This is a genomic window from Kocuria sp. CH-021 (assembly GCF_049716185.1).
In the GTDB taxonomy this organism is placed as follows: Bacteria; Actinomycetota; Actinomycetes; order Actinomycetales; family Micrococcaceae; genus Kocuria; species Kocuria cellulosilytica.
Genome location: NZ_JBNAFK010000014.1, coordinates 35,673 through 49,473, shown reverse-complemented (window position 1 = coordinate 49,473; position 13,801 = coordinate 35,673). Strand labels below are relative to the sequence as shown.

Sequence of the window (13,801 nt, the reverse complement as noted above, 5' to 3'; positions counted from 1 at the left end):
TGTCCACCGTCATGCCCATCCGCATGCTCGGACGCATCCACCAGCACCGCTGTGACCGTCCGTCTCGTCCGCCCCGAACCCGGTGCGGCGAGCACGAGGACGGGCGCACACCCTGACGCCTTTGGAGTAACCAGTGAGCAAGCGGACTTTTCAGCCGAATAACCGCCGTCGCGCCAAGAAGCACGGCTTCCGTGCCCGGATGCGCACCCGCGCCGGTCGCGCCATCCTCGCCGCCCGCCGCAGCAAGGGCCGCACCGAGCTCTCCGCCTGAGCCGGCCCGTGTCGGCGCCGGCGCTCCCGACGACCGCCCCGCGACGGGCGGTCGTCGTCGTGCCGGAGCCGCCTGAACGGCCGGACCGGCAGGAGCGGGACCGTGCTGCCTGACCAGCACCGGATCCGGACCTCGGTCCAGTTCTCGGCCACCACGCGTTCCGGCGCCCGCAACGGGCGCCGGAACGTCGTCGTCTATGTGCGTCCCACCGACGAGGGTGCGCCGGCCCGGTTCGGGTTCGTCGTCTCGAAGGCCGTGGGCAACGCCGTGCGCCGCAACAAGGTCAAGCGGCGCCTCCGGGAGCTCGCCCAGACCACGGTCAGGCAGGCGCCGTACGGTTACGACGTCGTGGTGCGCGCACTGCCGCCCGCCTCGCGCGCGGACTGGGCGGAGCTGGCCGCCGACTACGCGAAGGCGTGGCGGACGGCCTCCGCGCGGGCCGGGCTCCCCGGGGCCGCCGGGGCGAGCACCACCGCAGAAGACCGACGACCCGCACGGGAGGAGCCGGAGTCATGAGCGAGCACGCTCACGCACCCGAGGACCTCCTCGCGGCGGCTCCCCACGAGTTCGTCCGCCCGGCGTCGGCGTGGCAGGTCCTCTGGTTCCTGCCGCAGAACGCGCTCATCGCGGGCCTCAAGCTCTACCGGACCATCGTCTCCCCCCTGTACGGGGACGTCTGCCGGTACTTCCCCTCCTGCTCGGCCTACGCGCTCGAGTCCGTCACGGTGCACGGCGCCGTGCGCGGCCTGGGCCTCAGCGTCCGCAGGCTCCTCCGCTGCCATCCCTGGGCGGCGGGTGGGATCGACAGGGTCCCGGACGGCGGCCGGGTCTTCCCCGACTTCGCGTCCCTTCCCCGGATCGTCCTGCTGAACCATCCCACCCTTGCCGAGCGCCACCAGCACCACCCCGCCGGGGACACCGGTCCCACGGCCCAAGGAGAGCCTTCCCCATGAACCTGTTCGAAATGATCCTCTTCCCCTTCAGGTGGGTCGTCTCCGCCGTGCTGTGGGTGTTCCACGAGCTGCTCACCGCCATCGGGATGGACCCCGCCGCCGGCATCACCTGGGTGCTGTGCATCGTGGGCCTGACCCTGGTCATGCGCACGCTGACCATCCCGCTGTTCCTCAAGCAGATCAAGTCCATGCGCGGCATGCAGGAGCTGCAGCCGGAGATGGCGAAGCTGCAGGCCAAGTACAAGGGCAAGAAGGACCAGCTGTCCCGGCAGGCCATGGCCCAGGAGCAGATGGAGCTGTACAAGAGCCACGGCTCCAACCCGTTCTCCGCCTGCCTGCCCATCCTGGTGCAGATGCCGATCTTCTTCGGCCTGTTCCAGGTCCTCAACGGTGTTCCGGGCTCCGCGGCGGCGGGCGAGGGAGTGCACGTCCTGGACGCCGCGACCGTGGAGTCCTTCAACGAGGCGACCTTCTTCGGCGCCCCGCTGTTCTCCACGCTGCTCAACCCGGGCGACGGCAACCACGTGGCCACGATCCTCCTGGCGATCGTGATGATCATCGCGATGTCCGCCTCGCAGTTCTTCACGCAGAAGCAGCTGACGGCCAAGAACATGAGCGAGACCGCCAAGGCCTCCCCCATGTACCGCCAGCAGCAGATGATGCTGTACCTGTTCCCCCTGGTCTTCGCGATCGGCGGCATCAACTTCCCCATCGGCGTCCTCATCTACTGGACCGTCTCCAACCTCTGGTCCATGGGCCAGCAGTGGTGGGTCATCCGCAACAACCCCACGCCGGGTTCGCAGGCCGAGCAGGAGCTCAACGAGCGCCGCGCCGCCAAGGGTCTCCCCCCGCTCGGCAAGACGCAGGAGGAGCACGAGGCCGAGGTCGAGGAGCAGCGCGCCCGTGCCGCCGCGGGACAGCGTCAGCAGCCCGTCGGCAAGAAGCGTCAGAAGCAGCAGGCGAAGCGCAAACAGGCACGATGACCCCCGCCGGTCGATCCGGCTCGACCCCCGCCCCGCACGGGACCGGCACGACCGGCCCCGTGCTTCCACGGCCCCAGGAGACGACATGACCGACATCCGGCAGACCACCCAGGACGCCGACGACGTGCAGCACCCCGTGCCGGCCGACGACGCCGAGCGCGGCGCGCGGACGGAGAGCGCTTCCGCGCAGGAGCCGGGGGCGCGGGACGCCGGCCGGCCGGAGGCCGGGCAGGAGCCCGCCGACAGCGGCGCCGAGGACGGCGCCGCGGCCGACCCGCTCGAGGAGGAGGGCGAGATCGCCGCCGACTACCTCGAGGAGCTGCTCGACACGGCCGACCTCGACGGCGACATCGACATCGAGGTCCGCGACGGCCGCACCTACCTGTCGGTCGTGGCCGACGGGGACGACGACGAGGGACTCGCGGTGCTGGTCGGTGCGGACGGGGAGGTCCTCGAGGCCCTCCAGGAGCTGCTGCGGCTCGCCGTCCTCGCCGCCACCGACCGCCGGTCCCGGCTCGTCCTCGACATCGGCGGCTACCGCCGCCGCCGGGCGGACGAGCTCCAGGACCTGGCGCTCTCCGCCGTGCGCGAGGCCCGGCAGTCCGGGGAGCGCGTGCACCTCGATCCGCTCTCGGCCTACGAGCGCAAGATCGTGCACGACGTGGTCGCCGAGCAGGGGCTCGTCAGCGAGTCCGAGGGCGAGGGGGCGGCACGGCACATCGTCGTGTCCGTCCCGCAGGGCTGATGGCCGAGGACCGGCGCCCCTCCCCCGCCCCGCAGGACCCGCCGCTTCCGGACGCCCGGGAGCGGCGCGCCGCCGAGCGGCTGTTCGGCGAGCGGCTGCCGCTGGCCGAGCACTACGTGGCGCACCTGGCGTCCTCGGGCATCGTCCGGGGGCTCATCGGCCCGCGTGAGGTGCCGCGGCTCTGGAGCCGCCACGTGCTCAACTGCGCCGTGGTGGAGGAGTGCATCCCGCAGGACGCCCGGGTGGCGGACGTGGGCTCGGGCGCCGGACTGCCCGGACTCTGCCTCGCCCTGGCGCGCCCCGATCTGCGGATCACGCTCATCGAGCCGCTGGAGCGGCGCGTCCAGTGGCTCGACGAGGTCGTGGCCGACCTGGGGCTCAGCAACGTGCGGGTGCTGCGCGCCCGAGCGGAGCAGGCCAAGGAGGAGGTCGGCGAGGTGGACGTGGTCACGGCCCGGGCGGTGTCGGCGCTGGTGGGTCTCGTGGACATCACCCTGCCGCTGCTGCGGGGCACGGGCGAGCTCCTCGCCCTCAAGGGACGGTCGGCGGCGGACGAGGTGCGCAGGGCGCAGAAGAAGCTGGACCGGCTGGGCGCCCGGTCCACCGAGATCGTGACGGCCGGGCAGGAACTGCTCGAGGAGCCGACCACGGTGGTCCGGGTCCGGCTCTGACGCGGCGCCGCCGGTGACGTCCGGCGGCGGCGGTAGGCTGGGCGGAGTGTGCCACGGGCGGGGCGCCGCGCTCGGCCCCGGGTCGAGGGCTTCCTGACCTGCGGTGCGGCCCCAGGCACCTCTCCCCCATGGGAGACGTGCTCCGACGGAACGAGTTCGAGACGAACCGGGAAGGTGCGCAGTCAGATGCCGATCGACGACGGCGCGGGAAGTCCCCGAGGCTTCGACGCCGAGTTCCCCCCCGATCCCCTTGATCAATCGATCAAGGTTGTTCCGGACCGGGGTACTCGTGTTTCACGTGAAACGGACGGACAGCTGCCCAAGATGACCACAACGATGGCGGAGGACACGCCGCTGGGGAGGAAGCTCGTGGAGGAGACCAGGCGACGCGCCAGGCTGAAGAAGGTCCAGCTGGAGAAGCCCGCCGCAACGCGGATCTTCACGATCAGCAACCAGAAGGGCGGCGTGGGCAAGACCAGCACGTCGGTGAACCTCGCTGTGGCGCTGGCCCGGCAGGGGCAGAACGTGCTCGTGATCGACAACGATCCCCAGGGGAACGCGTCGACTGCTCTCGGCGTGGAGCACAGCTCCGAGGTCGACAGCACGTACGACGTCCTCATCGACGAGATGCCCATCGCCGACGTGGTGAAGCCCTCCGCCGAGGCGGAGAACCTGTGGGTGGTCCCCGCCACCATCGACCTGGCCGGCGCGGAGATCGAGCTCGTCTCCATGGTCGCGCGCGAGCACCGGCTCAGCCGTGCGATCGAGGCCTACGCCCGCCAGCGGGAGACGGACGGCCTGCCGCGGCTGGACTACGTCTTCATCGACTGCCCACCGAGCCTCGGACTGCTCACGCTCAACGCGTTCGTCGCGGCCACCGAGGTGCTCATCCCCATCCAGTGCGAGTACTACGCGCTCGAGGGGCTCAGCCAGCTGCTGAAGAACATCGAGATGATCCAGAAGCACCTGAACCCGGAGCTGTCGGTCTCGACCATCCTGCTGACCATGTACGACGGCCGCACCAACCTCGCCTCCCAGGTGGCCGACGAGGTGCGCAACCACTTCCCCGCGGAGGTCCTGGAGACCATGATCCCCCGGTCGGTGCGGATCTCCGAGGCGCCCAGCTACCAGCAGAGCGTCATCAGCTACGACCCGAGTTCCACGGGTGCCCTGTCCTATCTGGAGGCCGCCGCCGAGATCGCTCAGCGACCCCAGCGCTGACCCGGGCACCCCTGTCCGGGTCCCCCCGCCCGTTCCCCGCCCGACGCCCGCCTCCTCCCGGAGGCGGGCGTCGTGCTGTCCCCGGACGGGACCGCGGGCGTCGCGCCGTTCCACGTGGAACGGCACGCGGGACGGTGCTGCTCCGCTAGAATTGTCCGGATTGCCGGGCGAAGGAGAGGAACACCGTGAGCGAACGACGACGTGGTCTGGGTCGAGGACTGGGGGCGCTCATTCCGAGCGCGCCCGCGGCGGAGACCGCCGAGCGGGAGGAACCGGGCGCCGGCACTCCCCCGACCCCGCCGGCCGGCTCCGAGACCGCTCCCCCCGTCGGCGGGACGACGCGTGTTTCACGTGAAACGCCAGCGACCACGACTGCGCCGACACCGGAGGACGTCTCCCCCGCGGACGCCGGCACGGCGGACAAGGATCCGAGGTCCGGAGAATCTCCCCGCCGGGCGAGCGGCGGCAGGGCGGACAGCAGCACGCGGAAGCCGGCCTCGGAAGAACCGCGACAGTCGTCCGGGGACGAGGCGCCGGAGCCGGCCGAGCCGACCGGCGGGCCCAAGCGCCCGGCAGCCGGCGGACGCGGGCGGACCGTCAGCCCGGCAGCACGGCAGAAGGCCATGAAGGCGCGGATGGACATGGGCGAGGCCCTGCGCAACACCACGCTCGTGAGCCGGCCGTCCGACATGTTCTTCCTGCCGTCCGGCGCCACGCCCGAGGGTGACGGCGCCGCATCGGCACCTGCCGGTCCGACGCCGGAGCCCGCGGCCGCGACCGAGACGACGGCCACCGAGGCCCCGAGCGAGACTGCTGCCACGGACGCTTCGGCGGATGTTTCACGTGGAACGGCCGCGTCCGCCGACCAGGCCGCCGGTCGGCAGGGCCCGGCCCGGCGTTCCCGTGCGGGGAAGAGCGGCACGGAACGGTCGACGTCGGAGATCCCGGCCGAACTCGAGACCGACTCGAGCTCCCGCGCCCCGGAGGGCCCGGCCGAAAACGCTCCCGGAAACGAGGGCGCCGAAGCACCGGAACCGGCCACCCCGGCCTCCGGCGGTGCGGCGGACCCGGCGGACCCGACGAACTCGCCTGCCTCGACCGCCTCGGCCGATAATGGCCCGGCAACGTCCGGCCGGACCCGGACCGAGGATGTTTCACGTGAAACGGACGCGGGGGCCGAGGAGCTGGCCGCAGTGCCCGGGGCCACCTTCGCGGAGATCCCCGTCGCCTCGATCCACCCCAACCGCAAGCAGCCGCGTCAGGTGTTCGACGAGGAGGAGCTCGCGGAGCTGGCGTACTCGATCGGCGAGCTGGGCGTGCTGCAGCCCATCGTGGTGCGCTCGAGCCGTGAGGGCGGCGAGCAGTCCTACGAGCTGGTCATGGGTGAGCGCCGCTGGCGGGCCACTCAGCGTGCCGGGCTGGCGACCATCCCGGCGATCGTGCGGGAGACGGCGGACGACGAGCTCCTGCGGGACGCCCTGCTCGAGAACCTGCATCGCAGCCAGCTGAACCCGCTCGAGGAGGCTGCCGCCTACCAGCAGCTGCTGGAGGAGTTCGGCACCACGCAGGAGGAGCTGTCCCGCCGCATCGGCCGCTCGCGCCCGCAGATCAGCAACACGATCCGCCTGCTCCGGCTGCCGCCCCTCGTCCAGCGCCGGGTCGCGGCCGGTGTGCTCTCGTCAGGACACGCCCGAGCCCTGCTCTCCCTCGCGGAACCTGCGGAGATGGAACGGCTCGCGCAGCGGATCGTGGCCGAGGGCCTGTCCGTGCGGGCCACCGAGGAGGCGGTCCAGCTGGCGGGAACGGGGGAGCGCAAGCCGCAGCGGACGCCGGCCCCGGCCGGGCGGCACAAGGAGCGGCTGGACTACATCGCGGACGCCTTCTCCGACCGGCTGGACACGAGCGTGCGGATCGCCCTGGGCGCGCGCAAGGGGAAGATGACCATCGAGTTCGCCTCGGTGGAGGACCTGAACCGCATCATCGAGGTGCTGGATCCGGGGATCGAGCGCAACTAGCACCTCCGTACGCCAGAGCCCCGATGTTCCACGTGGAACATCGGGGCTCTCGCACACCGTGGCGGCCGGCCGGCAGGAGCCGGCGTCAGCGGCCGTTGTACTCGGCGACGTCGTCCACGCTCATGGTGCCCGTCGGGACGTCGTCCTCGGCCAGCAGGAACATCCGCTGCAGCCCGAAGACGACCGCCTCGGCCAGGTGGCTCCGGTGCTCGGAGTCGCCGAGGGCCGCACGATCGGCAGGGTTCGAGAGATAGCCGAGGTCGAGCCAGATGGTGGGGGCGTCCTGCGACCTCAGCAGGTCCCACTGCCGGGCGTGCGTGCCGAGGTCGAGGGCTCCGGTCCGGGCCACCATCTCCTTGAGCACGAGCACCGCGGCGCGTTCGCCGATGGGGGAGTAGATCTCCGATCGGTCCTGCTCGCCCCAGTAGTACGAGGCGACCCCGCCGGCGGCGGGGGAGGCGTTCCAGTCGCAGTGCAGGGTGACCACCACGGAGTCCGAGCGGCCCCCGGCGACGACCTCCTGGGCCGAGGCGGCGGTCCGCACCGGCTCGCCGCGGCGGTCGCGGAGGTCCTGGCCGGGGGAGACGACCACGGGGTCGGCACCGATCTCGCGCAGCAGCTCGAAGGCGCGGAGGGCGACGTCACGGGTGATCCCGTCGGCGCGCTCCCGGAAGTCCGCGGCGGCGGAGGCCGGCGGCTGCTGCCCGGCGGCGCCGGAGGGGACGAGCACCACGGAGCGGCCGCGCAGGGCGGAGGTGGCCCGCTCGAGGCGGTGGTACTCGCGCAGCGAGAAGGCCTTGGACGAAGTGATGTTCTTGTTGATCCGGGCCAGGGCCGCAATGGTCTCCCGGTCCACCACTCCGGTGGCCGGCAGGCCGAGGCTCTGCTGGAGCTCCGTGACCGCGTGGTGCGTGCTGCTGCTGAAGACGCCGTTCAGGTGCCCGTAGTAGAAACCCAACCGGGAAAGGTTGTGCTGAAGCTGGTTGACGTCGTCGCCCCGGAGCGGGCGGTCGTCGTCCGCGTAGAGCGGCCGGTCACCGAGGGCGTACTGCGCCTCGTTGAGGCACCGGTCCGTCTCCGGGCCCACCAGGCCGTCGACGATCAGCCCGCGCTCCTGCTGGAACGCGCGCACGGCGGCGTCGACGTGGTCGTCGAAGTAGGAGGGGTTGTTGACGTCCTGCGGCGCGAGATAGGCCACGGTGACGCCGGCCCGCAGCAGTCGTTCCCGCAGGCTCACCACCCGCCGGCTCGTCATGGTCCGGCGCAGCATCGGTTCGGTCTCGTCGTTGTTCACGGGTGTCCCACGGGTCGGAAGGGTCGGCGGGGTGCCAGGACGACGGCTCGTCCGCCCCTCCCCAGCGGGGGAGGGGCGGACGAGGCCGCGGTGCCGAGGAGGATGTCGGAGGAACCGTTCAGTTCCCGGCGACGAGGTAGTCGGCGAACTCCTTCTCGAGGGCGCTCTTCGGCTTCGCGCCGATGGCCTTCTTGACCACCTCGCCGCCGGAGAAGAGGTAGATGGCCGGGATCGAGGTGATGCCGTACTGGGACGCCACGGCGGGGTTCTCGTCCACGTTGAGCTTGACGACCTCGACGGCGTCCGCGTGCTCGGCGGCGATCGCGTCGAGGACCGGGCCGACCATGCGGCAGGGGCCGCACCACTCGGCCCAGAAGTCGACGATGACGGGCTTGTCCGACTCGAGGACCTCGGTGCGGAAGTCTGCGTCGGTGACGTTCTTGGCGGCGCTCATGTTTCTCCTTGTCCGGGCGGGGGACCTGCGGTCTGCGGGCCCTGGCCGCTCTGGGTGGAACGTGCGGGAGGCGGAACTGGTTCGATTATGACCCATGCCGGCCGGGGCGCCGTGCGTCCCGGGACGGGCCGGCTCAGCTGTGCAGGACCGAGCGGTCGTGCAGGGCGGCGAGGTAGTGCTCGGCGTCGACGGCGGCGACGCACCCGGAGCCCGCCGCCGTGATGGCCTGGCGGTAGGTGGCGTCCACGACGTCGCCGGCCGCGAAGACCCCGGCGAGGCTCGTGGTGGAGCTGCGGCCGTCCACCGCGATGGTGCCGTCCACGGTCAGCTCCAGCTGGTCCGCGACCAGGGCGGTGCGAGGATCGGAGCCGATGGCGACGAACAGGCCGGTCACGGGCAGCTCCGTGGTCTGCTTGGACTCCGTGTCGCGCACGGTCACGGAGCGGACCTTCTCCTCCCCGTTGATGCCCACGACCTCGGCGTTCCACAGGACCTCGATCTTGGGGTCCTCGAAGGCGCGCTGCTGCATGATCTCGGAGGCGCGGAAGCTGTCCCGCCGGTGGATGATGGTGACCTTGGAGGCGAAGCGGGAGAGGAACGTGGCCTCCTCCAGCGCGGAGTCGCCGCCGCCCACCACCGCGATGTGCTGCTCCTTGAAGAAGAAGCCGTCGCAGGTGGCGCACCAGCTCACGCCGTGCCCGGAGAGCCGCTTCTCGTCCGGCAGGCCGAGCTCGCGGTACGCGGAGCCGGTCGCGAGGATCACGGCGTGGGCGCGGTGCACGGAACCGTCCTCGAGGGTCACGGTCTTGATCTCGCCCTCGAGCTCGAGGGCCACGACGTCCTCGTAGCGGATGTCGGCGCCGAAGCGCTCCGCCTGCTGCTGCATGTTCGACATCAGCTCCGGGCCCTGGATGCCGTCGATGAATCCCGGGTAGTTCTCGACCTCGGTCGTGTTCATCAGCTCGCCGCCGGCGGTCACGGACCCGGCGAACACGATGGGGTGGAGGTCGGCGCGCGCGGCGTAGACCGCTGCGGTGTACCCGGCGGGGCCGGACCCCACGATGATCACCTCGTGGACGGTCCCGTCGTCCGCGGGGGCCGTCGGCTCGCCGGTCGAGGGGGCGAGGTTCAGGGCGTTGATCACGGGACCGAAGTCGGGGCTCACTGTTCTGCAGACCTTCCGTACAGGGAGCGGCCGGGCACGCCGACCGCAGGGACCACTGGCACAACGGGGCGTGCACGGCGGATATTCCGGTGCCGGGCCCGCCGTGCCGGGCCCGGCGGGGGACCGGAGGCCTCAGCCGAGCTGGATCTCGCCGATCCGCAGGCCGTGGTCGAACCCTGCGATGGGATTCGTCAGCTGCGGCAGCTGCGTCCAGTTCACGATCACGTACTCGTGCTCCCCGTCCCGGGCCGCCGCCGAGAGCGGAACGGTGATCTCCGGGCCGGTGAAGGAGCCGGAGGCCACCTGCTCGGCGCCGTCCAGGCTCGGGGCGTCGTTGACGTACACGTCGAACATCCCGCCCGACCCGGACGACTGGTCGAGCTGCAGGGTCTCCACCGGTGCGGGCTCCTCGAGCTGGACCGCCAGGCCCACGCTCGGGGTCTGGTTGCCGAAGTTCTGGTCGGAGAACCCGTAGCTGATCCAGAAGGTGGACGGGTTGCCGTCGATCGTCTGGCCCAGCTGGGCGTCCTGGTCGGCCATGAAGCCCGGGTCGGTGGGCACCACTCGGGTGACGGCACGGGGCTCCGGCTCGGCGGCCGGGGCCTCCGGCTCGGGGCTCGGCCGCGGCTCCTCCTGCGCTGCCTGCTCCTCCGCGGGCGCGCTCACGGCCGGCTCGGGGGCGTCCGCCCCGGCGAAGAGCCCGCCCAGCCGGTCGAAGCTGAACACCACGGCGCCGACCAGCAGGGCCAGGAGCAGGACCAGGAGCAGCAGCAGGCCGCTGCCGCCCTTCCGGGTCTGCGGCGCGGTGTCCTCCTTCCGCGGCGGTGCGGCCGCGGCGGGCTCCTCCGGGCGGGGGGCGGTGCCCGGGGCCGCGCTGCGGTAGCTCTCGAAGCTCTCGGCGCTCTCGTAGCTGTCGTAGCGGTTGTCGCCGTCGTAGCCGGGATCGATGTCCGTCCCGGCGGTGCGGACGGCCGAGGCCGCGGTGCCGCTCGCCGCCGCCCGGTCGAAGAGCGTGGACCGGGTCGAGGTGGCGCTGACCCGCACGGGCCGACCGAGCCGGGTGCGCACCGAGGGCGCGGGCGCGGCGTCGTCGTACGAGTCGTCGTCCCGCCACCGGGTGACCTTGGGCTGGGGCGCCGCGCCGCCCAGGTCGTCGGAGGGCTCGGTCGCGACCACGGGCGCCGGGCTGGTGGGGGCGGGCTCCTCGTACACGTAGGAGCCGGTGCCGCCGCCGCGCGGGGCCCCGAAGATGTCGTCGCTGAGGGACTCGTCCTCGACCTCGTCCGGCTCCACGAGCAGGGAGTCCAGCATGTCCGCGGCCGGGGTGTACGAGGTCACGAGGTAGGTGTGCGCCTCCGCCTGGCCGAGGTCCAGGATCTGGAAGGGGGCGCCGATGCTGCCGTTGGCCATGGAGCGGGCGTTCTCCACCAGCAGGGACGTGTGCCGCTCGGCGGGCAGCAGGATCGAGACGCGGCGGCCGAGGATCTGGTCCTGTCCCTCGAGCACGTGGTCGCCCTCGGCGGTGGCCAGCACGTCGGAGACGACCTTGTAGCGGCCGCCGAGGACGGAACCGAGCTTCATCGGTGCGGGCACGTTGGCTCCCTGGGGGTCGGGAATTCGCGGAGGGGGCCGGAATTCGCGGGCGGGGGTGGCCGGCGGGGCAGAAGGGGTGTTCCTGACCCACGTCGCCGACCACTCAGCACCTTACCGGTCCCGGCGCTCCGGGGCCGAGAGCTCCGTCACACGCTCAGCGGCCCAGCCGGGCGAGGACCGGGCGCACGAGGCTGTCGAGCTCCTGGACGCGGCAGAGCCGGAGGGCGCCCAGGTAGGCGATCCCCATGACGGTGCCGCCCACCGCGAGGGTCGCGATCGCCGTCAGCTGGTTCGTCCAGGGGAAGCCGTCGGGGTCGTAGCCGCCGAGCAGCAGGAGGGCCACCGCGCCCACCGCGCCGGCGAGCAGGGAGGCCGCGAGGATCCGGGCGTGGGAGTCCACGATGCGGGCCACGTCGTAGTCCCCGAGCCGGCGGACCAGGACCGCGTGGTAGATCAGGGTGCTCAGCACGTTCTGGGCCGCGTAGCACGCGGCGACCGCGAAGACGATGCGGTCCGGCGGGACGAAGGACCAGATCAGCAGGGCGCAGGCCACGGTGAAGAGCGCGACGCCGACCTGCACCAGGAACGGGGTGCGGGCGTCCTCCTGGGCGTAGAACGCCCGGCCGAGCATGAAGGAGATCGACATGAAGGGCGCACCGACCGCGATCACCGCGACCACCTGGCCGACCACGGCGCCCGCGGAGGGGACGCCGCCGCTGAAGAGCATGCCGAGCGGGCCGGCGAAGACCACGAGGGCGACCGTGGCGAAGACCGTGGCCACCCCGGTGATGCGCAGGCTCGAGGACAGGGAGGCGACCATGCCGGCCCGGTCGCCGTCCGTGGAGGCCGCGGCCATCCGGTTGAACAGCACCGTGGCGATGGACAGCCCGATCACCCCGTGCGGCAGGGAGTACAGCATGGAGGCCTGGTTGAGCGCCGCCACGCCCGCGATCTGCTGCGGCGGGTCCATGGCGAGGTACTCCGGGCGGTATCCGGTGGGGATCGCGGCGACCTTGGTCAGGGTCAGGAACGCGAGGTTGGCGAGGATCCCGGTGGCGAGGGTCCAGCCCGCGAGCCGCGCCGCGGTGGAGAGCCCGATGCCGCGCCAGCCGAACCTGGGCCGCAGCTCCAGTCCGAGCCGGCGCAGGGGCCAGAGCAGCACGAGGGCCTGGGTGGCGACGCCCACGGTGGCCATGGCCGCCAGCCAGAACGTCTTGGCCGGGGTCCAGTTCTCCAGGGTGTGCGGGTCCTGCTCGTAGGCGCCGAACTGATGGACGAACACGAGCAGCGCCGCGATGGCCACCACGTTGTTGACCACCGGCGCCCACATGTACCAGCCGAAGGCGCCGCGGGCGTTCAGGACCTGGCCCACCACGGTGTAGAGGCCGTAGAAGAAGATCTGCGGGAAGGTGAAGAGCGCGAACGTCAGCCCGAGGGACAGCTGCGCCTCGGTCCAGTCGGTGCCCATGGTCCGCACGATGGGCCCCGCCAGCAGCACCACGACCGCGGTGACGCCGAGCAGGGCGAGCACGGCGAGGGTGAGCAGGCGGGAGATGTAGTCGGCCCCGCTGTCCTCGGCGGTCCTGGAGGCCTTGATGATCTGGGGCACCAGGACGGCGTTGAAGACGCCGCCCGCCACCAGGACGTAGATCAGGTTCGGCAGGGTGTTCGCGAGCTCGAAGACGTCGGAGACGGTCGTGACCGAACCGATGGCCACGGTGATGAGGACGACCTTGACGAACCCCAGCGCGCGGGAGACGAGGGTGCCCGAGGCCATGATGGCGCTGGAGGCCGCGCCCGAGCGGCGGGCCGGGGCGGCCGGGGTGCCCGTTCCGGCCGCCCCGGAGGGCTCCGCGGTCTCAGAGCTGGTGGATGATGTATTCACGGGCGATGTCGGCGATGCGCCGTTCGTTGGGGAAGGACAGCTTCCGGCCGAGGTCGTCGATGTCCACCCAGGCGACGTCCACCGCCTCGTGGTCGGGGTCGTTGTCCGTGGTGAGGTGACCGCCCGTGGCGCGCAGCAGGAAGTGGTGCACCGTCTTGTGCACGCGGTGGCCGGAGACCGTGAACCAGTAGTCGATGCTGCCCAGCGGGCTCAGCACCTCCCCGGCGATGCCGGTCTCCTCCTCGATCTCGCGGATCGCGGCTTCCTCGTTGCTCTCCTCGCCCTCGGGGTGGCCCTTGGGCAGGCACCACTCGAGGCGTCCGCCCCGGTTGATCCGGGCAATGATGGCCACCGGGTGGGACGGGGTGCCGAGGTCGACGACGATCCCCCCGGCGGAGACTTCCTCGACCGTGGGCAGCGCAGCGGCCGGCGCGGTCGGCCGCTTCTTCGGTGCGCTGGGTACGGGGAAAGCCATGTCTCCTACCTTGCCACAATCGCCCGGGCTCCCGCCGGAGCGCGGGAGGGGCTCCGGCGGCCGGTCCCGGAGGGGC

The 13,801-nt window shown here is 72.0% G+C and carries 14 protein-coding genes; 8 read left to right on the top strand and 6 right to left on the bottom strand.

Translation table 11 applies throughout. From position 1 onward, the window contains the following. The first annotated feature begins 133 nt into the window (after positions 1-133). From rpmH to ACPYN7_RS12100, 8 genes are all read left to right on the top strand, one after another. Positions 134-271, top strand: coding sequence for a 50S ribosomal protein L34 (rpmH, locus tag ACPYN7_RS12135; protein ID WP_019181680.1), 138 nt, complete (start codon positions 134-136; stop codon positions 269-271). A 102-nt stretch (positions 272-373) separates the two neighbouring features. Beyond that, positions 374-787, top strand: a complete 414-nt coding sequence (gene rnpA, locus ACPYN7_RS12130) for a ribonuclease P protein component (protein ID WP_058873292.1) — start codon at positions 374-376, stop codon at positions 785-787. Further along, positions 784-1,224: a membrane protein insertion efficiency factor YidD gene (yidD, locus tag ACPYN7_RS12125; RefSeq protein WP_424347819.1), complete on the top strand. Its 441-nt coding sequence runs from the start codon at positions 784-786 to the stop codon at positions 1,222-1,224. Before rnpA ends, yidD begins: the two co-directional genes overlap by 4 nt. After that, positions 1,221-2,207, top strand: coding sequence for a membrane protein insertase YidC (yidC, locus tag ACPYN7_RS12120; protein WP_058873290.1), 987 nt, complete (start codon positions 1,221-1,223; stop codon positions 2,205-2,207). The genes yidD and yidC overlap by 4 nt, the downstream gene beginning before the upstream one ends. Before the next feature lie 85 nt (positions 2,208-2,292). Continuing rightward, on the top strand, positions 2,293-2,952 hold the full coding sequence (locus tag ACPYN7_RS12115) for a protein jag (protein ID WP_424347818.1): 660 nt from the start codon (positions 2,293-2,295) through the stop codon (positions 2,950-2,952). Then, positions 2,952-3,623 carry a 16S rRNA (guanine(527)-N(7))-methyltransferase RsmG gene (gene rsmG / locus ACPYN7_RS12110; protein WP_424347817.1) on the top strand — a complete coding sequence of 224 codons (672 nt, stop codon included), beginning with the start codon at positions 2,952-2,954 and terminating at the stop codon, positions 3,621-3,623. Before ACPYN7_RS12115 ends, rsmG begins: the two co-directional genes overlap by 1 nt. Before the next feature lie 324 nt (positions 3,624-3,947). After that, positions 3,948-4,844, top strand: coding sequence for a ParA family protein (locus ACPYN7_RS12105; RefSeq protein WP_424347816.1), 897 nt, complete (start codon positions 3,948-3,950; stop codon positions 4,842-4,844). Positions 4,845-5,467: 623 nt separating this feature from the next. After that, a complete protein-coding gene (locus ACPYN7_RS12100) occupies positions 5,468-6,859 on the top strand; it encodes a ParB/RepB/Spo0J family partition protein (RefSeq protein ID WP_424347815.1) in 1,392 nt (463 codons plus the stop codon). Between the two features lie 85 nt (positions 6,860-6,944). On the opposite strand, the gene ACPYN7_RS12095 is transcribed toward ACPYN7_RS12100, so the two are convergent. The 6 genes from ACPYN7_RS12095 to ACPYN7_RS12070 form a co-directional block, all read right to left on the bottom strand. After that, entirely contained in the window at positions 6,945-8,153 is a 1,209-nt protein-coding gene (locus ACPYN7_RS12095) for a peptidoglycan-binding protein (protein ID WP_424347814.1), read from the bottom strand. 118 nt (positions 8,154-8,271) lie between these two features. After that, the gene (gene trxA, locus ACPYN7_RS12090; protein WP_058873284.1) at positions 8,272-8,607 is read right to left on the bottom strand and encodes a thioredoxin; all 336 of its coding nucleotides are present in this window, start codon (positions 8,605-8,607) and stop codon (positions 8,272-8,274) included. Between the two features lie 133 nt (positions 8,608-8,740). Next, positions 8,741-9,772: a thioredoxin-disulfide reductase gene (trxB, locus tag ACPYN7_RS12085; RefSeq protein ID WP_424347813.1), complete on the bottom strand. Its 1,032-nt coding sequence runs from the start codon at positions 9,770-9,772 to the stop codon at positions 8,741-8,743. 132 nt (positions 9,773-9,904) lie between these two features. Next, positions 9,905-11,365, bottom strand: coding sequence for a hypothetical protein (locus ACPYN7_RS12080; RefSeq protein WP_424347812.1), 1,461 nt, complete (start codon positions 11,363-11,365; stop codon positions 9,905-9,907). A gap of 154 nt (positions 11,366-11,519) precedes the next feature. Then, positions 11,520-13,142: a murein biosynthesis integral membrane protein MurJ gene (murJ, locus tag ACPYN7_RS12075; protein WP_424347845.1), complete on the bottom strand. Its 1,623-nt coding sequence runs from the start codon at positions 13,140-13,142 to the stop codon at positions 11,520-11,522. Between the two features lie 82 nt (positions 13,143-13,224). After that, entirely contained in the window at positions 13,225-13,725 is a 501-nt protein-coding gene (locus ACPYN7_RS12070) for an NUDIX domain-containing protein (RefSeq protein WP_058873281.1), read from the bottom strand. Positions 13,726-13,801 lie beyond the last annotated feature (76 nt).

Bases quoted from the DNA above. Each gene is read 5' to 3' on its own strand.
- trxA (WP_058873284.1), bottom strand. From the start codon at position 8,607: ATGAGCGCCGCCAAGAACGTCACCGACGCAGACTTCCGCACCGAGGTC.
- murJ (WP_424347845.1), bottom strand. From the start codon at position 13,142: ATGGCCTCGGGCACCCTCGTCTCCCGCGCGCTGGGGTTCGTCAAGGTC.
- ACPYN7_RS12100 (WP_424347815.1), top strand. From the start codon at position 5,468: ATGAAGGCGCGGATGGACATGGGCGAGGCCCTGCGCAACACCACGCTC.
- ACPYN7_RS12070 (WP_058873281.1), bottom strand. From the start codon at position 13,725: ATGGCTTTCCCCGTACCCAGCGCACCGAAGAAGCGGCCGACCGCGCCG.
- ACPYN7_RS12115 (WP_424347818.1), top strand. From the start codon at position 2,293: ATGACCGACATCCGGCAGACCACCCAGGACGCCGACGACGTGCAGCAC.
- yidC (WP_058873290.1), top strand. From the start codon at position 1,221: ATGAACCTGTTCGAAATGATCCTCTTCCCCTTCAGGTGGGTCGTCTCC.
- rsmG (WP_424347817.1), top strand. From the start codon at position 2,952: ATGGCCGAGGACCGGCGCCCCTCCCCCGCCCCGCAGGACCCGCCGCTT.
- yidD (WP_424347819.1), top strand. From the start codon at position 784: ATGAGCGAGCACGCTCACGCACCCGAGGACCTCCTCGCGGCGGCTCCC.
- ACPYN7_RS12105 (WP_424347816.1), top strand. From the start codon at position 3,948: ATGACCACAACGATGGCGGAGGACACGCCGCTGGGGAGGAAGCTCGTG.